The organism is Actinomycetota bacterium (assembly GCA_035536535.1).
Lineage (GTDB): Bacteria > Actinomycetota > JAICYB01 > JAICYB01 > JAICYB01 > DATLNZ01.
This window is the reverse complement of sequence record DATLNZ010000186.1, coordinates 1-23,505: the sequence shown is the minus strand read 5'-3', so window position 1 is coordinate 23,505 and position 23,505 is coordinate 1. Positions and strand designations below refer to the sequence as shown.

At 68.4% G+C, this 23,505-nt stretch carries 22 protein-coding genes; 12 read left to right on the top strand and 10 right to left on the bottom strand.

The genetic code is table 11. The annotated features are described in order from the left end of the window. The 3 genes from VNE62_12380 to VNE62_12370 all read left to right on the top strand — a co-directional run. A partial coding sequence (locus VNE62_12380; protein ID HVE93078.1) for a tetratricopeptide repeat protein occupies positions 1 to 882 on the top strand: 882 nt, incomplete at its 5' end. Positions 883 to 931: 49 nt separating this feature from the next. Then, positions 932 to 1,264 carry a PadR family transcriptional regulator gene (locus VNE62_12375; protein ID HVE93077.1) on the top strand — a complete coding sequence of 111 codons (333 nt, stop codon included), beginning with the start codon at positions 932 to 934 and terminating at the stop codon, positions 1,262 to 1,264. Beyond that, complete coding sequence (locus tag VNE62_12370; protein HVE93076.1) at positions 1,261 to 2,295, top strand: RodZ domain-containing protein; 1,035 nt, start codon at positions 1,261 to 1,263, stop codon at positions 2,293 to 2,295. The genes VNE62_12375 and VNE62_12370 overlap by 4 nt, the downstream gene beginning before the upstream one ends. A 128-nt stretch (positions 2,296 to 2,423) precedes the next feature. Here VNE62_12370 and VNE62_12365 read toward each other — a convergent pair whose 3' ends face one another. Further along, positions 2,424 to 2,951 (bottom strand): N-acetyltransferase, encoded by a 528-nt coding sequence (locus tag VNE62_12365; GenBank protein ID HVE93075.1) that lies wholly within the window; start codon positions 2,949 to 2,951, stop codon positions 2,424 to 2,426. Between the two features lie 82 nt (positions 2,952 to 3,033). On the opposite strand from VNE62_12365, the gene VNE62_12360 reads away from it, so the two are divergent. Then, positions 3,034 to 3,342 carry a metalloregulator ArsR/SmtB family transcription factor gene (locus tag VNE62_12360; GenBank protein HVE93074.1) on the top strand — a complete coding sequence of 103 codons (309 nt, stop codon included), beginning with the start codon at positions 3,034 to 3,036 and terminating at the stop codon, positions 3,340 to 3,342. Beyond that, positions 3,339 to 4,799, top strand: a complete 1,461-nt coding sequence (locus tag VNE62_12355) for an SRPBCC domain-containing protein (protein ID HVE93073.1) — start codon at positions 3,339 to 3,341, stop codon at positions 4,797 to 4,799. Before VNE62_12360 ends, VNE62_12355 begins: the two co-directional genes overlap by 4 nt. Before the next feature lie 40 nt (positions 4,800 to 4,839). On the opposite strand, the gene VNE62_12350 is transcribed toward VNE62_12355, so the two are convergent. The 7 genes from VNE62_12350 to VNE62_12320 all read right to left on the bottom strand — a co-directional run bounded on the left by VNE62_12350 (position 4,840) and on the right by VNE62_12320 (position 11,513). Then, positions 4,840 to 5,214, bottom strand: coding sequence for a VOC family protein (locus VNE62_12350; protein HVE93072.1), 375 nt, complete (start codon positions 5,212 to 5,214; stop codon positions 4,840 to 4,842). Positions 5,215 to 5,231: 17 nt separating this feature from the next. Next, positions 5,232 to 5,639 (bottom strand): VOC family protein, encoded by a 408-nt coding sequence (locus VNE62_12345; GenBank protein HVE93071.1) that lies wholly within the window; start codon positions 5,637 to 5,639, stop codon positions 5,232 to 5,234. Between the two features lie 10 nt (positions 5,640 to 5,649). Further along, a complete protein-coding gene (locus VNE62_12340) occupies positions 5,650 to 6,969 on the bottom strand; it encodes a sigma-70 family RNA polymerase sigma factor (GenBank protein ID HVE93070.1) in 1,320 nt (439 codons plus the stop codon). Further along, the gene (locus VNE62_12335) at positions 6,887 to 7,225 is read right to left on the bottom strand and encodes a YciI family protein (protein ID HVE93069.1); all 339 of its coding nucleotides are present in this window, start codon (positions 7,223 to 7,225) and stop codon (positions 6,887 to 6,889) included. The genes VNE62_12340 and VNE62_12335 overlap by 83 nt, the downstream gene beginning before the upstream one ends. A gap of 157 nt (positions 7,226 to 7,382) precedes the next feature. After that, positions 7,383 to 9,263: a potassium transporter TrkA gene (locus tag VNE62_12330; protein HVE93068.1), complete on the bottom strand. Its 1,881-nt coding sequence runs from the start codon at positions 9,261 to 9,263 to the stop codon at positions 7,383 to 7,385. A gap of 45 nt (positions 9,264 to 9,308) precedes the next feature. Beyond that, positions 9,309 to 10,667, bottom strand: coding sequence for an alpha/beta hydrolase family protein (locus tag VNE62_12325; protein ID HVE93067.1), 1,359 nt, complete (start codon positions 10,665 to 10,667; stop codon positions 9,309 to 9,311). Positions 10,668 to 10,703: 36 nt separating this feature from the next. Then, positions 10,704 to 11,513: a class I SAM-dependent methyltransferase gene (locus VNE62_12320; GenBank protein ID HVE93066.1), complete on the bottom strand. Its 810-nt coding sequence runs from the start codon at positions 11,511 to 11,513 to the stop codon at positions 10,704 to 10,706. Positions 11,514 to 11,612: 99 nt separating this feature from the next. Between VNE62_12320 and VNE62_12315 the strand changes: the two genes are divergently transcribed. Further along, positions 11,613 to 12,308 carry a hypothetical protein gene (locus VNE62_12315; GenBank protein HVE93065.1) on the top strand — a complete coding sequence of 232 codons (696 nt, stop codon included), beginning with the start codon at positions 11,613 to 11,615 and terminating at the stop codon, positions 12,306 to 12,308. Between the two features lie 130 nt (positions 12,309 to 12,438). After that, entirely contained in the window at positions 12,439 to 13,755 is a 1,317-nt protein-coding gene (locus VNE62_12310) for an erythromycin esterase family protein (GenBank protein HVE93064.1), read from the top strand. Here VNE62_12310 and VNE62_12305 read toward each other — a convergent pair. After that, positions 13,752 to 15,395 carry a sensor histidine kinase gene (locus tag VNE62_12305; protein HVE93063.1) on the bottom strand — a complete coding sequence of 548 codons (1,644 nt, stop codon included), beginning with the start codon at positions 15,393 to 15,395 and terminating at the stop codon, positions 13,752 to 13,754. The genes VNE62_12310 and VNE62_12305 overlap by 4 nt on opposite strands. A gap of 358 nt (positions 15,396 to 15,753) precedes the next feature. Between VNE62_12305 and VNE62_12300 the strand changes: the two genes are divergently transcribed. Genes VNE62_12300 through VNE62_12290 form a run of 3 tightly spaced genes read left to right on the top strand, consistent with a single transcriptional unit; the run spans position 15,754 to position 22,022 of the window. After that, positions 15,754 to 16,245 (top strand): GNAT family N-acetyltransferase, encoded by a 492-nt coding sequence (locus VNE62_12300; GenBank protein HVE93062.1) that lies wholly within the window; start codon positions 15,754 to 15,756, stop codon positions 16,243 to 16,245. 54 nt (positions 16,246 to 16,299) lie between these two features. Next, on the top strand, positions 16,300 to 20,985 hold the full coding sequence (locus VNE62_12295) for an ATP-binding cassette domain-containing protein (GenBank protein HVE93061.1): 4,686 nt from the start codon (positions 16,300 to 16,302) through the stop codon (positions 20,983 to 20,985). Beyond that, complete coding sequence (locus VNE62_12290; GenBank protein ID HVE93060.1) at positions 20,982 to 22,022, top strand: hypothetical protein; 1,041 nt, start codon at positions 20,982 to 20,984, stop codon at positions 22,020 to 22,022. Before VNE62_12295 ends, VNE62_12290 begins: the two co-directional genes overlap by 4 nt. Before the next feature lie 18 nt (positions 22,023 to 22,040). Here VNE62_12290 and VNE62_12285 read toward each other — a convergent pair whose 3' ends face one another. Beyond that, on the bottom strand, positions 22,041 to 22,550 hold the full coding sequence (locus VNE62_12285) for a cupin domain-containing protein (protein HVE93059.1): 510 nt from the start codon (positions 22,548 to 22,550) through the stop codon (positions 22,041 to 22,043). Between the two features lie 65 nt (positions 22,551 to 22,615). On the opposite strand from VNE62_12285, the gene VNE62_12280 reads away from it, so the two are divergent. Next, the gene (locus VNE62_12280) at positions 22,616 to 23,053 is read left to right on the top strand and encodes a DUF983 domain-containing protein (GenBank protein ID HVE93058.1); all 438 of its coding nucleotides are present in this window, start codon (positions 22,616 to 22,618) and stop codon (positions 23,051 to 23,053) included. A gap of 153 nt (positions 23,054 to 23,206) precedes the next feature. After that, positions 23,207 to 23,505, top strand: a 299-nt coding sequence (locus VNE62_12275) for a DUF4383 domain-containing protein (protein ID HVE93057.1), incomplete at its 3' end; no start/stop codon positions are given.

The following is a 23,505-nucleotide window of genomic DNA, read 5'->3' as shown; positions in this document are numbered from 1 at the left end:
GACTCCGGCTCCCTCGCGTGGTCGACCGAGAGCCTGGCCGCCGCCGCTCTCGCGCTGGGCGACCTCACGCAGGCAAGGGACCTCGCACGCACCAGCCTGAAGATCACCGTCGGCGCTCGCGGACCCAGGTTTGCCAGCTTCACGACGCGCATGCTGGGCATGGTCCTTTGCCATCTGGGCGCTTACGACGAGGCCGACGACACGCTCAGGGAGTCGCTTCGCCTCGCCCGGGAGTACGACGACCAGGGACAACTGGTCCCCGCCGCTCTTGCTCTGGCGGCGCTGTACGCGAGCGTGGGCCGCCGGCACGAAGCCGAGGACCTCGGATGTGAGGCCGTCGAGGCCGCGAGAGAGTCGGGCAACAGATCTTTGCTGGCCGGGGCCCTTTCCGAGGTGGCAGTGCTCTGGGCATCGGCCGGCGACGCCGGATCGGCCCGCCGCTCGATCGCCGAGGCAATGAGCATCCACGCGCAGGTCCCGATGGCGATGCCGGCGCACTTTCTTTCCTGCTCGAAGGTCGAGGCTCTGGCCGGCGACGCTTCGGCAGCCCGCGCCAGAGCGGTCGAGGCCCTGTCCGCGTCGGCCGGGCTCGGGATCTTCGATGCGGTCCGGGCGCTGGAGCGGATCGCGCGCATCGATGCACAGCAGGGACGTTTCCGAGCAGCGGCGGTTCTGATGGGTGCGTCCGCTGGATTCCGCGACCGGTCGTCGCAGCCACTGCTCCCGTTTCCTGCCGAGGAGCGCGTGGAGGCCGGGCGGGCCGAAGCACAGGTTCGCGACGCGCTGGGAGCCGACGAGTTCGAGGCCGCCTGGAGTCAGGGCGAGTCGATGTCCCTGCCGGAGGCCGCAACGCTGGCGTCGGATGCCGGCGTGGTCGCGTAGCTCGTACTAATGTGCTATACACACTAGTACGCGATCTGGGGGAGCGCCCGTGGACAAGAGCCAGCTGCTGAAGGGAGTCCTTGACCTTGCCGTCCTGTCCGTGCTTTCCAAGGAGGACGGCTACGGCTACGACGTCGTCCGGAGGCTGCGTGCAGCGGGGCTCGAGGAGGTAGGCGACGCCTCCGTCTACGGCACGCTGCGCCGGCTGTTCCAGCAGGGCCGGCTGACGTCGTACGTGGTGCCGTCCGAAGAAGGACCGCACCGCAAGTACTACGGCCTCAACGAGTCCGGACGCCGGCTGCTCGCGGACGCGACCAAGCAGTGGCTCGGCTTCACCGGCGCGATGGACGGCCTGCTCGGCCTGGGACGGGAGGCGGCATGAACATGACGATGGACAGCGAAGTCCGGGAGTACCTGCAGGCTGTGGAGTCTGAGCTCGCCGACCTGGGCGAGGAGGAGCGCGGGGGACTTCTGGAGGACCTCGGCCTGCACCTGCGTGAAGTGGCGGCCGAGGGCGAAGGCACCCTCCAGGACCGCCTCGGCCCCCCGGCCTCCTACGCGGCCGAGCTGCGGGCGTCGGCCGGACTTCCCGCACGGGAGCCGGCGGAGGCGATGGGTTTGCGCCGCCCACGAGCCGCGACCCGCGCGTTCAGGAAAGTCGCTGACGCCCCGCCCGTGCGCTGGGCCCGCGGCGCCATACAAGGCCTGACGAGACGGCCTTGGGTCCGCCGGGTGCTCGTATTGGGCGTCGTCGTGGTGGTCGCCATGGCCGCCTATGAAGGGGGCCGAAGTTCCGGGTATGGACGGGCGTTTGGTCAATTCCGCGTGATACCGCCGGAGATCTCGCATACGTCCCAATCCCAGATCTGTCCCTACGGAGCCGACGGCACCCCGCTGGAGAACGTGCTGTTGTTCGACCGCCTGGGGCGACCGATCCCCGTTCAGGAATCACGGTCGGCGAGCGGAGCCTCCGGCCAGTCGAACAGCTACCCGCGACCGCCTGTCACCTCCATGTCCGGCGAGGTAACGACCCGCGCATGTCAGAAGCTGGCGTCGCTCGAGATCTCGGCCTCGGAGGCTGCCTGGGTGAGCGTCGACGCGATTGCGACCCCGCATACGGGTTCGCCCTACGCGACGGAATCCAGGATCTTCACCTCCACTTTGCAGCCCGGTGAGACGAAGACCTTTCACGGGCCGAGGCTGTCGGTCGTCATCGGAAATGCGGGCGGCGTGCGCCTCAAGGTCAACGGTGTGGACGCGGGAACCCTTGGCACATCAGGGCAGGTTTTCCGCGCGGTCTACTCGGCGACCTCGACCGCGGCGATGGGCGACACGCCTCCTGACGGTAGTTCCGGCATCCGTGCCCCGCGGCCCGCGCCGATGCAGCCCGACCCCGTGGGGCCCCCGCAGTAAGAGGTGACCACCCTCAGCCCATACCCTCTGGGCGTGGTCGGTCACGTGGGCATGCAGGAGCGTCACGTTTCGGCGCAGCAGATCCACGACGCATCCGCAGCCTTCGTCGACGCTGCGTTGGCCCGGTCCTAGACGCGATCAGCCTCGAGCAGGTACCAGAGGTACACCTGGTCCACGAAGCCGGTGTCCATGCGTCGGGCGTCGGGTTCGAGGCCGAAGCGCTTGAAGCCCTCGCTCTCCAGCAGCGACAGGGCTGCGGCGCCGGAGGCCGGCACCACGGCGCGCAGCTGCCGCAGGCCCTCTGCGGTTCTCGCCGCCGAGATCGCGGCGGTCACCAGTGACCGGCCCACGCCCTGGTGGCGAAACTCAGGACGCACGTGCCACCCCCACAGCCCCGCCTTGTGCGCCACCGACGGCCGCTGCTCGCGGCTGATCCCGACCAGCCCGATGAGGTCGTCCTGTTCCCAGGCTCCCAGGATTGGCGAGCCCGGCTCGTCGGCACTCCTCTGCAGGTGCCGTTCGATCGTGCTCCGGGAAGCGGTGCGCCATGCCTCCGCGTCCGTGGCGTAGGCGGCAGGAGACTCGACCAGCGCCGCCAGCCGCGTCTCGTAGTACTGGTCGAAGTCGCTCGGAACCAACCGCCGGACTTCCCGCACCCGGTGAGACTATGGCGGCGCGGCCGCCTCCGTCCCAGAGGAGCCGCTGGACAACATGTAACTAAACGGTTACGCTTCGTCCATGCCTCTCAATGACGCATTCGCTGCGCTGTCGGACCCCACCCGCAGGGAGATAGTCGCGCGGCTGGTGGACGGCCCTCAGCGCGCGACCGACCTGTCCCGATGCTTTCCCGTGAGCCGGCCCGCCGTGGCGCGGCACCTGCGGGTGCTCCGGGAGGCCGGCATCGCTGAGGCCGTGCCCAAAGGCCGGGAGAGGATCTACCGCCTCACCCCCCACGCCTTCGACGAGGTGAAGCGGTGGATCGACCACCACAGCCGGATGTGGGACGAGGCCCTGGATTCGTTCGTACGAAAGGTGGAGGACCAGTGACGACAAAGCAGACGGCGAGGCGGACAAAGCTCGCGGAGATCGTGAAGACGGTGAGGGTGACGAAGCCCGCCGATGTCGCCTTCAAGGTCTTTACCGAAGGCATGGGGCAGTGGTGGCCAATGTCCTACTCACCGGCCGGACCCGGTGCGGACGTCGTCTTCGAGCCGTCGGTGGGAGGACGGCTGATGCACCGGACGAAGTCCGGCCAGGACTTCGTCATCGGGACCGTCACCGACTGGGAGCCGCCTCGCCGCGTCGCCTTCACCTGGACGATGCCGCAGTGGGACGGCAACACCGACGTCGTCGTCACCTTTGAGGAGAGCGACGGCGGGACGGAAGTCCGTCTCGTGCACAGCGGCTGGGAGCGCATCGGCAAGTGGGGTCCGGACTTCCGCAGCGACTTCTCGGCCGGCTGGGACGAGATCCTGCACGCATACGCCTCGGCCCCCACGTCCGTGCCGCCGAAGACCAGGGAACCCAAGGCCAAGTCGTCCGGCGTCCTCCCGGCTCTGTCCCTTTCTCCGGCCGTCTTGAAGGTCCTGCGCAAGCCGCCGGAAGACGGCGTGCTCGTGCACCTCGCGTCCGACCGCGGCGGCCTGGAGGCCTCCGGATTCGCCGAGGGCGACGTCGTGGTGGAGTTCGCCGGCACCCGCGTCACCGACTGGGACGGCTACTACCGCGTGCATTGCTCGGTCGGCAACGAGCCGGTGGAGTTCACGGTGCTGCGTGGCGGAAAGCGACGGACCGTCCGCAGCGGACGCAGTTGGATCGCCGCCGCATCGGCTCCCCTGCTGCAGGTGCGAAAGGGCGCGCCTGTCGAGCTTCGTCCGTCAGGAACCGCACCGGTGTTCGACCTGTCCCGGATCGCCTCACGACGCGAAGCCACGTTCCGGATGAACGACCTCAGAGGCAAGCAGACCGGCGAGGAACGGCACGTTTGGACGTCCGACTCCAAGAGCGTGGTCTTCGAGCTCGAGTCGCAGTGGGAGAACTACGGGACAACCCACATCACAGTCACCGAGGAGTTCTCGGTATCAGACGGATCGCCGCGTCCTCGCGGGTTCGCGGTCCGCGACGAGGTGAAGTCCGAGGAGCGGCGGGGGAGTCGCGTCCGCACGAAGGGGACGTGGCAGACGCTGACGCCGGACGGCCGCGTCGTCGCCGAGGCTCCGGACGATGCTTTCCCGGCTCTGGCGGCGCGTTACCTGCCCGTCCTGATGCAGGGGGCCGAGGGCATGGCCTTCCAGTACACCCCGCTCGACGAGCTGTCCGGACGATGCGGTCTGGGCCGCGCAGTCGTCTTTGCCGGCGAGGAGACCCTGACCGTCGGGCGGCGGAAGGTGGCCACCCGGCGCTTCGACCACGTTCTGCTCGGACGAATCACCGCGTCGGCATGGGTCGACGACGAGGGGCTGGTCCGCTACGACGAACGGCCGTGGCAGCTGATCCGGACGTGATCGCCTGCCTCCGTCAGGCGGTGGCGCGCAGGAGACTGGATCAGCCGGAGGTGGGGGCCCAGACTCCGAGCCGGTTGCCTTCGGTGTCCTGAAGGATCGCCGACCATCCCGCTTCCGCCGAGATCTCACGCGGCTCCTGCACAACCGACCCCCCGAGCCTCACCGCGTCCGCCGTGGCCGTGGCCAGTGACGGCACCTCGAAGTAGGCGACCGGACCCGGCCCGGGAGCGGCTCCGTCGCGCGGGGTGAGCATGCCGCCCCCCACTCCTATCTCCTGGGAAGGCTCGATGAGCCAGTAGTCCTGCGCGAATTCGTCCCACTTCTGGAAGCTCCACCCCATGAGTTCGCCGTAAAAGCTCATCGCCCGCTGCGGGTCGCTCACGGGGATCTCGAACCACACGATCTTTCCGGCCACGTGTTTCCTCCAGTCCTCTAGCCCGCAGGCTCCGAAGCCGCATAGACCTCCACCGTCGTGCCCATCGGGTCGCGCACGAAGAAATCGCGCCCTCCGGACCTGTCGGCAGGCGGCCCCCAGCACTCAACTCCCGCCCCGGACAGCTTTTCGACCACGGCGTCGAACTCATCCGGACCGACCTCCAGGACCCAGGAGCTCGCATAGACCCTGCCTCCCTCGCGGGCCGGCGTCATCGGCCACTCGTCGATCACCGGCAGCTCGCTCGGCGCCCGAGTGAACACCAGCAGCGTGTCCTGCACCTGGTGGCTCAGCCACCCGCGCTCGGCGTCGTAGAACGTCTCCTGCAGGCCGAGCAGGTCCGTGTAGAACCTGCGCATCGACTCGATGTCGTTGCACCACGTGAAGATCGTGTTGACCTTTCTCACCAGAACCTCCTCATCGTGTGTCGTGGGCAGCCGAGGCGCGCCGGAGAAGCGAGAGCCTCTCCGGCTCGTTCGGAGCGATCTGCGCGGCTCGTTGAAACTCACCTGCGGCGTCGGCTGCGCGGCCTGCGCGCTCCAGCAGGTCGGCGCGCGCGGCCTGCATCAGGTGCCGCGGGGGCCGCGTGGATGTCCGGTCGAGGTCGTCGAGAAGTGGGAGCGCCTCACTTGCTCCGTGGACCATCGACCACGCCACTATGCGGTTCAGCGCGGCTACCGGGGTGTCGGTCCTGGACAGCAGCGTGTCGTAGAGGTCCAGGACGCGGGCCCAGTCCGTCGTCTCGCCGGAGCCGACGGCGTGGCATGCGGCGATCCCGGCGAGCAGGTGGAAGTCCGACAGTGTCTCGCCGCGTCCCGCAAGGCTCAGGTGATGGAGGCCGCGGCCGATCCGTTGTCCGTCCCACCGGCTGCGGTCCTGGTCGCGCAAGGGAACCGAAACGCCGGCCGGGTCGATGCGCGCTTCAAAGCGCGACGACTGCAGCCAGCACAGCGCCGCCAGGGCGTGGACCTCCGGGCGGGGGTGGCGCGCCGCCAGGATCTCGAGCAGACGCAGCGCTTCGCCGGCGAACTCCGTCCGGAGTCCGGCTTCTCCCGGGCCGATGGTGTACCCGTGGTTGAAAACGAGGTAGATCACGTCGAGAACGGACGGGAGCCGCTCTACGATCGATGCCTCAGATGAGCCGTCCAGAGTGAGCCCCTGGTCGCGGATACGGCGCTTTGCCCGGACGATGCGTTGAGCGACGGTCGCAACCGGCACCAGAAAGGCCGCGGCGACCTCGTCGGTGCCGAAACCAGCGACCACTTTCAGCGTGAGTACGACGCGCTCCGATCGCGGGAGCCTGGGGTGGCAGCACAGGAATGCCAGGTCCAGCTGATCGGCCTCCGGCGACACCGGCGCCCCGTCCGTCCCCTCCGCTGCCAGCGACCGCAGCGCCGCCGACAGACGAGCCGACCGGCGGACGGCGTCGGTTGCCGCGTTGCGGGCGACGGTCGCCAGCCAGGCCGCGGGGTCGTCTGGCACGCCTCGCAGCGGCCACGTCCGGACGGCAGACGCGAGCGCCTCCTGGACGGCGTCCTCCGCGAGGCCCAGGTGGTCCGGGCCCAGGACCCTGACCAGCCGCCCCACCAGCCGCCCGTACTCCTCTCGGAAGAAGTGGGCCGCGAGGGAGTCCAGTCCGCCTGGGTTGCTGGAGCTAATGGCCCACCATCCGCAGCTCCACCGTCTCCCCGTGGAACAGGGCGGGGCACCCCTTGGCGATGTCGACCGCGGCCTCAAAGGAGTCCGCCTCTATGACGAAGTAGCCCGTGAGCACCTCCTTGGTCTCCGTGAACGGGCCATCCACGACCTCGCCGTCCACGAGGCGCAGGAGGCGCGCCTGGTTGTTCAGCGCGTTGCCTCCGCGCATGATGTCGCGCTTACGCAGGTCGTCCACCCACGCGAAGTACCCCTTCATCAGCTCCTGCTGGCGCTCCGGCGGCATCTTCGCCCAAGCGTCGTCGTTTTCGCGCATGAAGATCATGAACTCAGCCATCCCGGCCTCCTTGGTCGCGGCGTCTTTGCCAATAGGACGAACGAGTGGGCCCAATTTCGACAGGTCGGCTGCCCATGATCTGCAGTAAGAGTAACCAAGATGTTACGCTTCTGTGTGACGCGTGTTGGGGAGACCGCCCCGGCTTCTCGTTTGAGGGTCAGGTGTTGCTGAGGACGATGACCCGGTCGTCCTCCGACAAGGTGACTTCGGCCCCCTTCGGCGGGTTCAGGGAGACCCCGTAGTGCCGCGCTGAGTCGGAAGCCGCGGAGGCGTGGCGAAGTCCGATCGCGACCTCGCCCCGGATGAGGGCGGCGTGCACGATCGTCGCGAAGTTCACCGGCGAGCCGGTCGCGACGTAGTCGGCCGCCGGCTTGAGGTAGATCTCGGCCCCCTGTTCGTCGAACAGGTCGCGGAAGATCGCACCCAGGTGCTTGTTCTCGGAGATCTGCGTGACGAGCAGGCTCACCAGTCGGTTGCTGACGATGAAGTCGTCGGCGCGCGCGGCCTCGGCAAGGTCACGGTTGCGGACGTCCATCATCTCGCTCACCAGTGAGAACGTCCCCTGCGACTTGGACGCGATGTCGCGCAGGTGAAGCAGGGTGACGAGAGTCCGCGCGTCGGCCTGCTGGGACTCGAGTGCTTCCGAGTAGCACAGGACGATCACATGGTCGAAGCTCGGGGCGTCCAGGGCGTCGAGCACGCGCCGGTCGGTCGTGTCGGCTTCGCGGACGGACAGCGCCGTGTTGGTGAGCGGTTCGCGCTGCCCGTCGGCCGGCACTGCCGACACGACGAGGCACTCGGACCCCGGCGCGACGTAGCCGTCCAACTCGCGCAGGATCGCCGATGCCCGCCGGTTCCACCCCAGGAGCAGCGTCCGCTCCGGGGCTCCGGCAACGGGCGTGGCCTCGCGAATGGCATTCGTGTGAATCTGCGGGGGCCGGGGGGAGGTGCGGATCCTGTCGTCGTCCGGCGCGATCGCGATCACGCGGTCGTCGGCCTTGATCGCCGAGTCCATGGGCGGGTTGAGCAGTGGCCGGCCGTCGGACAGCAGCCCGATGACGGCTGCGTCCTCGAAAGCGAGCAGGGCGTCGGCGAAAGTGCGGCCCTGCAGTCCCTGGACGGGTGCCACGTAGATCTCGTCTCCGGCGAAGTCCAGCAGCTCGGCATAGACCGAAGAGAGTCCGGACTGGCGGCACGCCTGGGCGGTGATGCGCGCGATGACGGAGTCGCCGTCCACGACCTCGACTTCGTTCCCGGCGATCATCCGGGCCACCTCGATGTTGGCCGCCTCGTGCAGCTGGACGACGACGTGGTACGGGTCCGGCCGCCGGTCCGGGTCGTTGATGATCGCCAGCAGAGTCTTGATCACCTGCGCGTCGGGGTCCCCGACCTCGGGGGCCAGCACGACGATCGACCTGGACGTCTGCACGCTTGCGATGTCGATGTCGCGCTGGTCCATGGGGGAGCCGTGGCGGACGACGATCCTGGTCCGGCCGCAGTCGGGCAGCTTCGCGGCGATCTCCTCTTCCATCTCGACCTTGTCCCGGTCGGCCAGGACCACCACGCACGACCGCCTCTGGTTGGCATTGGCCACCACCAGCTCGGACAGAACCGTCAGCGCCGCCTGCGACCAGCCGAGGACGACGGTGTGTCCGTGCTCCAGGACGCGGGAGCGTCCCTTGCGAAGCTGCGCCAGGCGGGCTTCCAACCCTGTCGAAAGGACTCCGATCAGCGCGCTGATCACGAAGATCCCGCCCAGCGTCACGGCCAGCATGGAGGCCAGGTAAAGCGCCGTCCCCTCGTCGCCTCCCATCGTGCCCGGGTCCAGCGTGCGCATGAGGCTGCGCCACAGAAGCGTCGGGAACCCGACCCCCGGCTCCCGTGAGCGAGCCGCGCCGGTGACCGCGACGAAGGTGGCGACCGCCAGGACTATCGACAGCGACACCAGCGCCAGTCCGCCGACCAGCGCGGGGGTGCCGCGGGACATGAAGCTGTCGAACCGGTACCGCAGGCGTTCCCGGACGGACGGTCTGGTCACTGTTTCTCCCGGAGAGGGGACTAAGTCAGGTTGCCAGTGTCGCCGCTACGGGACCGGACGGACGATCGTGACCTTCACTGTTCGCCAGTGGTCCGGACCGGCCAGGGCCTCGTCCAGGACGGCTTCCCGCGTGTACTGCTGGAACTTGTGCGGGGGGCCGAGGTCCACCGTGTAGGTGAGCCTGCCGGACGCATCGGCCACGACGGGCCCCGCCGAAGACTCGTGGGAGCCGCCCACCTTCGACCAGTCTGACTGCACCTCGTACTCGGCCCCCGGCGTGTACAGCCCCGGTGTCGTCACCCGCAGCGACCCGCTGCCGCGGGCGGTGAGGCCGCCGGCGGAGGCGTCGGTCACGTCCACGAACTCGCGAGCCTGACGCTGCGCCTGGAACGACCAGCCCCACACGGCGAAAGAGTCCCTCGCGCTGCGGTAGGAGAACCACGGGGGCCGGGCCGGAGGCCGATCCAATGCCGGCATCAGGACGTCGTTCACGAACGCGTGCAGGTCGGCCTGCCAGTAGTTCCACTCGTGGGTCCCGTAGCCGCGGTCCCGCCAGACGTGGTTTTTGCCCTCCAGCGTCAGGTCCGCGTGCAGGGACTGGTTCATGGGGTACAGGGCGGCCTCCGCCGGCACGCTCAGTGGCGGGTCGTTCGGCATGGGGACACCGTTGCCGGTCGCAAGCGACAGAACCGTGTTCCGCAGGTTGGTCGAAAGGTCCGGCGGGTTGTGCTCGCGCCAGGTCAGCTCGTTTGTGGAGTAGTCACCCCACACGCGGTTGTCGGGCGTCCCGTAACGCTCGTTGAGCGCGGCGTACGCCGCGGCCTGGGCCGGACCCGCCAGGGTGGAGTCGACGAGTCCGGAGAAGGAGCCTGCGACGCCGAACAGGTCCGGGTGCCGTGCCGCGTAGGACATGGCCCCGAACCCTCCGATGGACAGTCCGGCGATGGCGCGGCCCTCGCGGGTGCCGACGGTGTCGTAGTGGGAGTCGATGAAAGGAAGAAGTTCGCCGATGTGGTAGGTCGCCCAGGCCGGACCGGCGACTCCGTCCGAATACCAGCCAGAGTTGCTGCCGCTGCCGCCGTCGGGCATGACGACGATCAGGTTCTTGTCCGCCGTGAGCTCCTCGACGTCGGTGACGTTGGTCCAGCGAGCGTGGTTGTCTCCTGCTCCGTGCAGCAGGAAGAACACGGGGAACCTCCGGCCGTCGGCGCCGTAGGCCGCCGGCAGCAGGACCCGGACCTTCGTCTGCCGTTCGAGAGCCGGACTGGCGAGCGTGAGCTCGTGAAGCCGCCCGTCGGCGGACAGCACCTCGTCCCCGACAAGCTCGAGCGCCGCCGACCGCGCCGGGGCGGCCGGCAGCAGGGGGGCGAGCAGGAGCACAGCCAGGAGAGCGAGCTTCTTCACATGGGGATGGTTCGCCGCCGCGGTCCCACGATCCTTTTAGGGGGCAGTGGCCCTGAGCGAGAACAGGAGCGGCGCCGGTGGGGCACCCGGCAGCCGCCATCCGGATTCGTCCTCCTCCAGCTCCGGCCAATTGCGGTAGGCCGAGAAGGGGTGCTCGTTGAGGAACTCGATCCGAAGGCCCGCCTGCAGAAGTGAATTGACCACCTCCGACAGCGGGTGCTCCCAGCCGTACTCGACGTTGGGCTCGACCTCCACGTCGGGGTCGGTATAGGTCCTGTCGGTCTCGAACCTCAGCGGCTCGCCGGAGCCGAAGTAGTCATGAGTCAGGACAAAGCGGCCCTCGCGCACTTCCAGCGAGGAGGCCACCGGGTGGATCTCGCAGATGTAGAAGGTGCCGCCGGGCCGCAGCATCGAGGCTACGACCTGTGCCCAACGCAGCAGGTCCGGGAGCCACCACAGCACGCCGATGGAGGTGAAGACGTAGTCGAACCGGTCCGGGACGACGTCCGGGACGTCGTACACGTTGGCCTCTACGAACGCGGCTTCGACCCCCAGCTCAGCGGCGAGCTCCCGCGCCGCGCGGATCGACTCCGGGGACAGGTCCACGCCGGTGACCCGGGCGCCGAGGCGGGCGAGGGAGATCGTGTCGAGCCCGAAGTGGCATTGCAGGTGCAGCAGGTCCTTGCCCTCGACCGGTCCGATCTCGTCGATGGCCGGGGGGCCGATGCTGAGGCCCCCGCGCCGGACAGTGCCAACCGACCCATAGGTGGCGAGGTGGACCGGGACGCGCGCGTCCCAGAGGAGCCGGTTGGCGTCGAACTGCGCGGCAAAGCGTTCCTGTGGCATCCAGGGATCCTATGGGCCGCCCTGGAGCCTGGGGAGGAAACAGCCGGGGAGCGTCGAACAATGCGACAGGCCTATCCAGATGCAACCGGAGATACGACAATGCGTGGACTCATCGGGACTCTCGCCGTTGCGGCGGTTCTGTTCTCTGCACCGGTCCCTGCCGGCGCCGCTCCCGTGAGCGAGTACCAGTACGGGGGGTCCAGCAGCAGCATGTGTCTGTACTGGTACGACTACCAGGGGGCCGAACAGGGCTCCATTCAACTGTGCGGCCGGATCCAGCGCTACGGCGGCTACGAGTCACGGAGCGTCTCGGCCTCCCGCTCGGTCAGAACATGCAACGCCTCCGGCCAGGACTGCCAGGACGCCTACAGCGAGACCTTCAGCGGACCTGCTGACGCGGCTGAGTTCTCGATGGACGCCACCGCCGGTACCGCGACCTTCAACATCGAGCTCAGCGGCGAGAACGAGACCTGCACGGTGAGCGCCACCGCGAGGGCAACCGACACGTACAGCGGGTCAGACCCCTATCCCCGGGTGTACGCGTACGGCTCTCCGTACCGGCCCTACGCGTCGGTGGCCTCCGGCGATACGGCTGTGTCCGCCAGCGCGAATCCCAGCCCCACATACCCCTCGGCCGACCTGTCGAGGCATGAGTCTTCCAGTGTCTCCCGCGCCGCGATCGGGTCGGGGATCGTGTGCAACTGGATCGAGACGCAGTCGCCCGGGTCGGGATCCATGTATTTCAGCTCCAACCAGACCACCGGGTACCGCGTGACCCCCCTGTCGATCCCGTAGGTCCTAAGCCCGGCGCTTCGAGGCGCGACCCGGCCGGATCTGTCCGCTTCTACACGCACAGCCGAACCCGGACCACCCGCAGGCCGGAGGCTGAAGTTCGGCAGGCGCCACGAGCGGGTAGGTGTCCGGCATGGCGGAGCCAAATGCTTTGGCGCGTGCGGTCGCCCAAGGGGCCCGGCCGGTGTCGGGGGCCGAGGGCGACTACGACGACTTGATCTCCGCCTGCTCCGGCGCCCGCGTCGTCCTGCTCGGCGAGGCCTCCCACGGTACCCACGAGTTCTACCGGGAACGGTGCCGCATCACGCGGCGGCTGATCGAGGAGTGCGGCTTCTCGGCGGTGGCCGTCGAGGCGGACTGGCCGGACGCCTACCGAGTGAACTGCTATGTGCGGGGGTCCAGCGACGACCGTGACGCGTCGGCCGCGCTGTCCGGGTTCACGCGCTTCCCGGCTTGGTTGTGGCGCAACCACGACGTCCTCGAGTTCGTGGAGTGGCTGCGCGGCCACAATCGCGCCACTTCGCAGCAGACGGGCTTCTACGGCCTGGACCTGTACAGCCTGCACACCTCGATGAACCTGGTCCTGGACTACCTCGAGAAAGTGGACCCCGATGCCGCCCGCCGGGCCCACGAGCGATACGCGTGCCTCGACAGGTTCGGCCACGACGTCCAGGCGTACGGGTACGCGGCGAGCCGTGGCATGGCCGAGCCGTGCGAGCCGCAGGTTCTCGCCCAGCTGCGGGAGCTCCTGGAGCGAGGAGCGTCGTCCGAACGCGCCTCGGGGGAGTCATCCGACGAGCAGTTCCACGCCGAGCAGAACGCACGGCTGGTCGTGGACGCCGAGGCCTACTACCGGACGATGTTCCGCGGGGGGGCCGAGTCGTGGAACCTGCGAGACACCCACATGGCAGACACCCTGACCGACCTGATGGATCACCTCGGCTCCGGCTCCCGGGTCGTCGTGTGGGCCCACAACTCCCACGTTGGGGATGCCCGCGCCACCGAGGGTTCGGCGCTGGGGGAGCTGAGCCTGGGCCAGCTCGCGCGAGACCGGTTCGGGCACGAGGTTTTCATCGTCGGGTTCACCACCTACACAGGGACGGTCTCGGCCGCGTCGGCCTGGGGGGGTCCGGTGGAGACAAAGGTGGTCAGTCCGGCCCTGCACGGTTCGTACGAGGAACTCCTTCACGAGACCGGACGCGGCGATTTCTGGCTCATGCTCCGCGACGACGGACCGGCCGCCGTCGCCCTGGACCCCCCACGCCTTGAGCGCGCCATCGGGGTCATCTACATGCCGCAGACCGAGTGCGCCAGCCACTACTTCAACGCGGTCCTGGTCCGGCAGTTCGACGCGGTGGTACACCTCGACGAGACCACGGCGGTCCGGCCTCTGGACGGGAGCAACTCCGGGGACCCCGACGAGGCCGAGACCTTCCCGACCGGGGTCTAGCCCCGGGACGTGACGGTGGCGCCGAACTCCGGCTGGGAGCCATCCGGCCCGGGTTTCGACCCCGGCTTGCAGATCAGCAGGCAGAAGCGCGACCCGCCCTGATCTCCCGGCTCATGCCAAACCCGTCCGCCATGGGCTTCGGCGGTTGCTCTGACTATTGCGAGGCCGAGGCCGGTGCCGGACGATGCCTCGCCGCGCGTGAATGGGGCGAACAGCTTCTCCGCCTGTCCCGGTGCGATGCCGGGCCCCCGGTCCTCGACCTCCAGCTTCCACCCCTCCGAAACCTCCACGCAGCGCAACGTGACCTCGGCCACGCCGTCGCGACGTCCGTGAGCGGACGCATTCGCGAGGAGGTTGCGAATCGCCTGACGCAGCGCCACCCTGTCCGCCGAGATGGTCGCGCTGTTCTCGATGTTCAGAGCTATTCCGTCCACCCCCGTGGCTGCTTCGGCGGAGAGGTCCCCGAACGCGAGCGGCTCCCGCTTCGGCGTCCCGCTGGCCACCGCCAGCTCGAGTAGGTCGGTCACCAGCTGTGCCCCTTCATCGCTCGATCTCTGGATTGCCGCGACCGCTTCGCTGCGGGTGGATTCGGGAAGTTCGGGACGGTCGAGCATGCGAGACCACATGTTGATCTTGGCAAGTGGGTTGCGGAGGTCGTGCGCGACGTGCCCGGAGAAATCGTGGAGCGCGCGGTTGAGTCGCTCCTGCTCTTCCAGCGCCGCGCTGCTCTGTGCGTTCGTCTCGATGAGGCGCCGACGGTGCCGAGCAACCCTTACCGCCAGCCATCCCGCGACCAGGGCACTGGCGCAGAGCGCAGCCAGTACGAGCCACGAGACCCATTCAGCCTCGCCACTCAGGGGCTCGTACAGCGTCGAGGTCGGGACGCTTGCGAACACCTTCCACTGCGTTCCTCCCACAGGCGCCATCGCATAGAAGTGCCGCTCGCCGGCGCGGGTGTAAAAGCCGGTCCGTCCGCCTGCCGCAGCCAGAGCGGGGTCTCGCTGCTTCAACGTCTCCCGACCCGAGGGGCGGCCGAGGTTGGACGAGATGATCACGCCGCTGCCGTCCACCAGGTACGCGCCGCTGCTCTTGATGGGAAGCATGCTGGCGAGAAATGGCCCCAGTGGCGTGTCGCTCACCAGCGAGGCTCCGCTGAACACGCGCCGGCCGTAGGCAGTTTCGTACGGGACGGCGAATGCCACCACAGGCTGCTTCTCCGCGGCCGAAAGGACCACATCCGAAACCGCCGGGCGCCCGGCTACGGCCTCACGCAGGTGACGATACTGGGGAGTCAGGTCCCGGCCGAGCAGGCCTGGGCTCGGGGGCAGCACCTGGATGAGCTGGCCAAGGGAGTCGAGAATCACTGCCGCGGGATAGTCAAACTCGTCGGTGACGCGGTACAGGTCGTCGTAGGTCAGCTTCTCGCCCCCGAGGTGCTCGAGGGCTTCACGGACCTCGTCTTCCAGGACCTGGTCCGTCCAAGCTTCCAGAAACGTCGCGGCGATCGAAGTGCGGGTGGCGAAACGCTCGTCCAGTGCGCGACGGCTGTCGCGCTGGCCGTCGGCGATTAGGGCCCCGAACCCGGCCAGTAGCAGGACAACCGGTATCACGGGGGCCGCCGTCAGAAGCCTTCGACGCATGCTCAATTGATGTGGGTTGTCAGTGTGTTCTCCGTTCGCGGCCACAGTATCGTTGTCCCGGTGCCCCGGGTCCAGAAGGCTCAGGAGACGAGTGCCGGCACTGCGTCCTGTCGGTCCGGGGGGTCGCGGCTGCGGCTCTCACACGACAGGATTGTCACTACCGGCTGCTAGTCTCCGCCTGGAGGACAAAGGGGCCGGGCGGAGGCCCCTCCGCCACCCCCCCTGGGGCCAGTTTCGGGCCCGTCCGGTTTCACGATTCAGCGGCATGTCATCGACTATCCGAGGAGGGCGCATCGTTACCACCGTGCAGCGATCAGGCGTCGTCCTGACTCCCATTCGGGCGGCTGATCTTGCCTCTGTGCGGAGCGGGATCATCGCCGTTTACCGGCGGGTCTTCGGCGAGCCTCCATGGAACGAGCACCCCCGCTGGGCGCGGTCGTTTGCCGACCGGCTCCCAGACGAGCTGGACAGGCCCGGCCGCAGCCTGATCCTGGCCATGGACGCCGACCGCGTCGTCGGCTTCACCCTGGCCCGGCCTTGGGACCGCGAGGCGTACTTCTGCCACATGGTCGAGCAGAGCCTGCCGCCGGAGTGGACGGAGGACTGCTTTAACCTCATGGAGCTCGCGCTGCTGCCGGAGTACCGCGGCAGGGGCCTCGGCGGAGCCCTCCACGATGCGCTGGTGGATGGATTCGACTGCAGGACCGGGATCCTGTCCAGCAACGAACTCGGCCCCCCCGCGGCAGCCAGGCTCTACGGCAAACGGGGGTGGAGGCTTCTGCTCAAGGGCTGGAAGTCGCGTCCGGAGGCAGACCCGGTCCTGGTGATGGGACGGGTGCGCCCGGACTGAGTCCACGGCTTCTCGCTGAGTCCAGCCCTGCTGACCGCGAGCCACAATGAGCGGGTGAAGGGCGAACTCAACGTCTTCGGTGCGGCAGAGCACAACCTGCGCGACATCGACGTGACCTTTGGTCCGGGGCTGACTGCCGTCGTCGGTGTGTCCGGGTCGGGGAAGTCCTCGCTTGTCTTCGACGTGGTCTATGCGGAGGCGCGGCGGCGGTTTGTCGAGTCGCTGGCCCGGGGCAGTGGCGGAGTCCGGCTCCCGGCCGCGCACGTTCGCCGGATTGACGGGCTGGGACCAGCGGTTGCGGTCGCCCAGAACGTGCTGAACGTCAACCCGGCATCGACGGTCGCTACGTCGGTTGGGCTGCACCCGTTTCTGAGGATTCTGTATTCCCGGTTCGCAGACGTCAGTTGTCCACGCTGTGGCGTCCCGGTGCGGGCGCTTTCCCAGGAGGAGCGCCTCGCGGTGGCGCTGGACATGCTGAATAGAGCCAGGACCCTCCCGATCGACGTCGCGCTGGTGCGTGGGTTGACCGGTAGCCACGCGCGTCTGCTTCGCGGATTGCGGGGGCAGTTCTCGGAGGTCACCGTCGATGGGAGGCCGTGGGCGGCGAGGACGTCGAGTCGCGTCCCTCGGCTTGAACCGGCGTCTCAACACGAAGTGGTGGTCCGAGTGGCCACGCTTTCTGCGGGCATGGGCCCGGCAGAGGTCCGCGCGACGCTCGAGCTCGCGGACGCGCTGGGCAAACCCGAGCTTCGCCTCGGGGGTACACCTGTTCTGCGGGCGCCGATCTGCCCGGGCTGCGGGGCCTGGGTGCGACCGCTCCCTCCGTCCGCCTTTCATGATGATTCGGACACGTCCTCGCACCGCATAGCCGGCGCCACCCTTCCCGAACTGATGACCCGGTCGGTGAGGGAGGCTCTCGAGTTCGTAGAGGAGCTGCGCATTGGTCCGCGCGCCCTGCGAGTCCAGGACGAGTTGCGGCGGCGGCTGCGTCCGCTGATCACGCTGGGACTCGGCCACCTCACTCTCGACCGCCCGCTGCCGACGCTGTCGCGGGGCGAGGCCCAGCGCACCCGGCTCGCGGTGGTGCTCTCCGGGCGGCTCGAGGACCTCCTGCACGTTCTCGACGAGCCGACCATCGGGCTGCATCACAGCGATCTGAAGCGGCTGCTGGACGCCATCGCCTCGCTGCCCGGTCCGGTGGTGATGGTCGAGCACGACCCGGTGGCCATCGCGATGGCCGACGATGTCGTCGAGATCGGCCCGGGAGGAGGAGGCGGGGGCGGGCGACTGGTCTTTCAAGGGGCTCCGGCCGAACTGTGGCAGGCCGACACTGCGTCCGGTCGCGGCTTCTCGGCGGTTGTCCGCGAGCGCCGGGAGCGCCGGCTTCTCACTGACGAAAGGATCCGTATCTCCGGTGCGGACCTGCGCAACCTGCACAGCATCGACTGCGAGATTCCTCTCGGCTCGCTCACCGTGATCACGGGTCCGTCCGGGGCAGGCAAGACGACGCTGTCGCGTGACGTCCTTCTGGCCTCTCTGCGCGAGCGGGGGCCGGTGGGGTGTGCCACGTTCCAAGCGCCGGCGATGCGAGTTCTGGCGGTGGACCAGGCGCCGCTGGGCAACAACCCACGGTCGAACCCGGCCACCTACACCAAGGTGTTCGACCACATTCGCGACGTGTTCGCCGCCGAGACGGGCCGCTCGCCCTCCGAATTCACCTTCAACCGGCCCGAGGGGGCCTGCGCGGAGTGCGAGGGCACCGGCGCGGTTGAGATCGGGATCCGCTATGTCGCGTCCATGTGGATTCCGTGCGAGGTTTGCGACGGCCGGCGGTACCGCCCGGAGGTCCTCGAAGCGACCTGGAAAGGTATGTCCATCGCGGATGTGCTGGCGTGCAGTGTCGACGAGGCGCGCTCCCTGTTCGCCGAACACCGCGCGGTGACGCGCATCCTCGACACGCTGCTGGACGTAGGTCTGGGGTATGTGACGTTGGGCCAGCCGTCGCCGGGCCTTTCGGGCGGGGAAGCCCAACGAGTGCGGCTCGCCCGTGAAATGACCAAGGCCAGGTCCGGCGACCTCGTGCTGCTCGACGAGCCGACCACCGGCTTGCACCCCGCAGATCTGGACCGACTCCTCGAGGTGCTAGATCGACTGACGGACAACGGCTGCACGGTGGTGGTCGTCGAACACCAAGCCGACCTGATCCGGCACGCGGACTGGCGCATCGACCTGGGCCCTGGAGGCGGACCCGACGGAGGACGCCTGATGCACTGCGGCGCCCCTGGGGGCACGGAGCGACCAAGTGTCATTCCCCGGGCCAAGCCGCGCCCCCGGCGTCGGTCGAGCGAGGCCATCCGCGTGCGCGGGGCCCGAGCCCACAACCTCAAGGGTGTCGACGTCGACTTCACCAAGGGCAGGTTCACGGTCGTTACCGGAGTCTCGGGGTCCGGAAAGTCGTCATTGGTCCACGACGTCGTCGCAGCCGAGGCAACCCGGCGGCTGCTCGAGTGCCTGTCGGTGTACGAGCGTCAGTCGGTGCGCGAGGGACCGGAGGCCCCCGTCGACTCCCTGAACGGGCTTGGCCCGACGATGATCATCGACGCCAGCAACGCCTTCACGAATCGGCCGGACCTCGTTCTTGCCCACGTCGCGCGAGCCACTGTCGGCCAGTCCAGCGACCTCGACCGGCTGGTCTCCCTCGTGATGGCGCGAGCCGGCGTGCGTACGTGTCTCGCGTGCGGCGGCGACAAGGTTCGCCCGACCTCACGGGTGCCCGAAGCTCGTTGGAAGTGCGGGGACTGCGCGGAAAGCGCCGTGGCCATCGAACCCCGCCACCTGATGGGGTCCCCGGCGGCCACCTGTCCGCGATGCCTCGGCCAGAGCGTCACTCGGGAGTACGACTTGGAGCAGTGGCTGGTGCGCCCGGACGCACCGATCTCCGCGAACTGCTTCGCCGGAAGGCTTGGCATGCTCGTCGGCTACTTCTGTCAACCGGGGACCGGCGGGAATGCCTCAATGCTGGCTTTCGCTGAGCGGTATCAGTTCGACCTGAGGACCACGCCGTGGTCCGAGCTGAGCGAAGAAGCCCGTCGTGCCTTCATGGACGGGGACGCCGCGTTCATCGGAATGAACCACTGGGCCCCGTACGACCTTGGTGGCGCGGACACCAAGGCGTTCCTATGTCCGGAGTGCCGCGGAAAGCGACTGCGGGCCCCCTACCTGACGATCCGGGTTCAAGGACGCGACCGCAACGACCTCTTCTCCGCGTCGCTTTCAGAGCTCGAGAGCGTGCTTGGCTCCATGCAGGAGCCGGACGACGACCACGCGCGGGACGCACGTGTGGTCGCCCTACAGCGGCTCCGCTTTCTGCGCTCCGTGGGGCTCGGCTACCTCCAGTTGAGCCGGATGACATGGTCGTTGTCGGCCGGCGAGGCGCAGCGCATCAAACTGGCTTCGGTTCTCGGCGGAGGCCTCGTCGGGATGACCGTCCTTCTGGACGAACCATCCCGTGGCCTGCATCCCTCAGAAGTAAGCGCGCTCACTCGCACCCTGAAGCAGCTGCGAGACTCCGGCAACACCGTGATCGCGGTTGAACACGATCCAACTTTCATCCGCGCCGCTGACGAAGTCATCGAGCTGGGCCCCGGTCCAGGCCGGGCCGGGGGCCGCCTCGTCGACCTCGACGACGCCCAGTCCGTCACGCGGGCGGTGCTCGCCGGACACGTTTCTATCCCGCGTCGCGAGCGTCGCCGCGAGCCGACAGGGTGGATGCGCATCACGGGAGCACGTGAGAACAACCTGCGGGGCCTCGACGTCGGCGTTCCGCTCGGCGTGCAAGTCGGCGTCTGCGGCGTGTCCGGTTCGGGCAAGTCCTCTCTCGTCGTGGACACCATCGCCCTCGGGCTGGCTCGACCGAGGACGAATGTTCCCGGCCAGGGGGTCATTCGTGTCGAACCTGGGGCTCACGATTCGATTTCAGGTGCGCCGGCTCGTACGGTGGCGGCAGACCAATCCCGCGCCGAAATCACGTCCCCCGGGATGTTCCTCGGGCTCATCGACACCGTGCGAAAGGCCTTCGCCGCCAGCGAGGTCGCCAGAGAGCAGGGAATCACGATCAAGGACCTCACCTATCGATGCGACGGCTGCCACGGCCGAGGCAGCTGGCGAGAGGACATGTCCTTCCTACCCTCGGTGACCCAGACCTGCGACGCCTGCGCCGGGTCCGGGTACCGCCGGGAGGTCGCCTGCCTCGTCGAGCGGGACCGAACCCTGGCCGACATCGAAGCGCTCACCATCGCCGAGGTGGTCGACGAGTGGGGCGACGTTGCGGCCGTGGGTCGCGTGGGCGGTCCCGCGCTCGCGCTGGGCCTGGGCTATCTGATCGTTCGGCAGCCCGGTTGGAGTCTCTCGGGAGGCGAGGCGCAACGTCTCAAGCTGGCCAGGGAGCTGGCCCGCCCCACCAAGGCGAACACGCTTTACGTTCTGGATGAACCCACTGTCGGTCTGCAGGTCACCGACGTGGGTGTGCTCGCTCGCGCCCTCGAAGCGATCGTCGACGCCGGCAATACGGTCCTGGTCGTAGAGCACGATCCCGTCCTCCTCGCGAGCTGCGATTGGCTCATCGAGCTGGGTCCCGGCGCAGGGCCCGATGGAGGCGAGATCATCTTCCAGGGCCCGCCCGAAGAACTCGCCAAGGCAAACACAGCGACCGCGCCTTACCTCCTGGAGGCCCTCGCATGAGCATCAACGCGCTCCTTTTTGGCGACCCGTCTCCTTCGCTGCGGTGGCGGTCGGCGGTCGAGCTCGACGGTGCCAGCGAGAACGATGACGACGTCAAGTCCTGGCGGGCCGAGATCGATCAGAGCGATGACGTCCGAGCGCTACTCGCCCGACTCGAGGGCGCAAAGGGCAACCCGCAGACCGCGGGCTACCTGCTGTGTCAGCTCGCCCACCTCGGCTACCGAGGCCCAGAGCCTGCGGTCGCCGTCGAGGACGTCTTCGTCCACCAGCAGGCGGACGGCTCCTGGCCAACCCAGCCCGCGGACGGCGATCCCGCCCCCAAGCGGAGACGAGGCGCCCCACCCCCCGGGCTGCCCCGCGCCGAGAGCTACAGAGTCGTGACAATGCGTACGGTCCTGCCGTTGCGGGGAGTCGCCGCTGCGGGGTTCGCCACCGACCCGCGCGCCGAGCGCGCCTACGAGTGGCTCGCTGGCCAACGCCTCGATGATGGCTCCTGGACCGGATCTCACAAGGCTGATCTCGGCCTCGACGGCCGTTCGTCCGGCGAGGATCCCGAGTACCGCAGGCTCACACGGGGGGCGGGCTGCCGATCTGCCACGACCGGTGCAGTGGCCTGCTTCGCGCTGCACCCCGAACGCAAGCGATCTCCCGCGGCCCGTGTCGCCGTCGACCACCTCCTGGCACGCGAAACCCGTGATGAGGCGACCCTCGGCTGGGAGGTGTCCCGGCTGGTCGGGCTGGAACCCGCCTCGGGGCTCGCCACCTTTTACGTCACCTTCGACCTGGCCTTTCTCCTTGATCTGGCCTCACGGTGTGGAGTCTCGGCTGAGGACCGTCGAGTGAGAGACCTGGTCGCCTACCTCGAGACCCGGCGCGGCCCCTACGGCCTCTGGCAGCACCCCGCCCACCCGCAGCTCTCGCGATGGCTCACCTTCGATCTCGAATGCAGCCTTCGCCGCCTCGCCGACGGCGACTGGATTGGCAACGAGGAACCCGCCTCCTTCACGCCCTACAAGAAGCTGCCGCGGCGCTACTAGGCAAGTGGCACACAGTCGTCAGTTCCCTCCGAAGTTGAGGTTGTGCTGCGCGGTCATCTTCTGCACCCAGCCGTCCTCGCCGGGCCAGTCCTCGAAGAAACGGAGGCCGTAGCGGTCGCATAGGTCCTTGAACATGTCGTCTGTCAGAGTCCCGGCCCGGGCCTTGGCTGAGACCTCCTTCATGAACTGCTCGAAGCCGGCAGGGGTGAAGATCTCCATGATCCGGACGGGATCGGAGCTCGCGTTCCAGATCGAGTGCACGACGTTGCGGGGCTTCAAGACGATCGATCCGGGGCCGGCCGTTACCGTCTGGTCCGCCACCCTGACGCTCGTCTCGCCGGACAGGCCGAACAGCCACACGTCGTGGTCGTGCACGTGGGGACGGATCATCCTTCCCGGAGCCAGCGACTGCTCGATCATCCCCATCGCGCCCCCCGTCTGGCGGCCGTGGAGTTTGATGACGCCGCCTTGCGGCGGGTCGCCCAGCCAGTCCCAGTCGTCGGGAGACACCAGGATCGGGATCTCCATCCGGGCCTCCTTGCGGTCTTCGCGTGCCACCTTCGCACAGGACCGGGACGCGCGTAGGGTGTGGAATGGCCGCAGTGGACGACAGGCCCGGCACCTTCCTGGTCATCCTCCGCGGCCTGACGAGGCGCTGTCCCCGCTGCGGTGGTGGCCGGTTGTTCCGCCGATGGTTCACGATGCTGCCCTCTTGCCCCAGGTGCGGGCTTGTCCTTCAGCGCGGGGAGGGGGCCTTTCTCGGCTCCCTGGCGATCAACTACGGGGTCACCGGCGTCATCTTTCTCGCCGTGCTGGCCGGATGGCTGGTGGTCGAGCTGCCGGAAGTGGAGCTGGTGCCGCTGATGCTGACGTGCGCGCTCGTGTGCGTGGTGATGCCGCTGGGCTTTTTTCCGTTCGCGAAGACGATCTGGGCCTCCATCGACCTGCTCCTGCACGGTCGCCGGGCGGGCGACGCGGGCGACAGCGAGTCCGCCCCGCCGGAGGTCCCCGGAACGGGGACGTCGTCCTAAACCCGGCACCCTGACCTGGGCACCCGTCCGGACCGCCGGCCTGCCGCGAATACGTGGTGATAGTTCGACCAAGGAGGCACGGGAATGTCCATCAGATCAGGTCTGTCCGGTGCAATCGGCTCTGGAGCACGCCGGGCCGGTTCGGCCAACCAGATGTTCGGTTATGCGTTCGGAGCTGTTTACCTGCTCGTGGGGGCCGCAGGGTTCCTCGTGACCAGCGGGATCGGCTTCGCGGCAACGAAGGGCAACAACCTCATCTTCTTCGACGTGAACCCCCTGCACAACATCGTCCACCTCGCGGTAGGCGGGCTGTTCGTCGCCGGGGCGGTGGCGGGTGTCCGCTGGGCTCGCCGCGTCAACCTGCTCGTCGGCGCCGTGTACCTGCTCGTGGGCCTGGTCGGGCTGTTCCTGGTGGGCAGCGAGGCGAATCTGATCGCGCTCAACCACCCGGA

Excerpts from the sequence above, each read along its gene's own strand:
- VNE62_12370 (HVE93076.1), top strand. The coding sequence starts at position 1,261 with ATGAACATGACGATGGACAGCGAAGTCCGGGAGTACCTGCAGGCTGTG.
- VNE62_12360 (HVE93074.1), top strand. The coding sequence starts at position 3,034 with ATGCCTCTCAATGACGCATTCGCTGCGCTGTCGGACCCCACCCGCAGG.
- VNE62_12335 (HVE93069.1), bottom strand. The coding sequence starts at position 7,225 with ATGGCTGAGTTCATGATCTTCATGCGCGAAAACGACGACGCTTGGGCG.
- VNE62_12320 (HVE93066.1), bottom strand. The coding sequence starts at position 11,513 with ATGCCACAGGAACGCTTTGCCGCGCAGTTCGACGCCAACCGGCTCCTC.
- VNE62_12315 (HVE93065.1), top strand. The coding sequence starts at position 11,613 with ATGCGTGGACTCATCGGGACTCTCGCCGTTGCGGCGGTTCTGTTCTCT.
- VNE62_12310 (HVE93064.1), top strand. The coding sequence starts at position 12,439 with ATGGCGGAGCCAAATGCTTTGGCGCGTGCGGTCGCCCAAGGGGCCCGG.
- VNE62_12305 (HVE93063.1), bottom strand. The coding sequence starts at position 15,395 with ATGCGTCGAAGGCTTCTGACGGCGGCCCCCGTGATACCGGTTGTCCTG.
- VNE62_12290 (HVE93060.1), top strand. The coding sequence starts at position 20,982 with ATGAGCATCAACGCGCTCCTTTTTGGCGACCCGTCTCCTTCGCTGCGG.
- VNE62_12285 (HVE93059.1), bottom strand. The coding sequence starts at position 22,550 with ATGGAGATCCCGATCCTGGTGTCTCCCGACGACTGGGACTGGCTGGGC.
- VNE62_12280 (HVE93058.1), top strand. The coding sequence starts at position 22,616 with ATGGCCGCAGTGGACGACAGGCCCGGCACCTTCCTGGTCATCCTCCGC.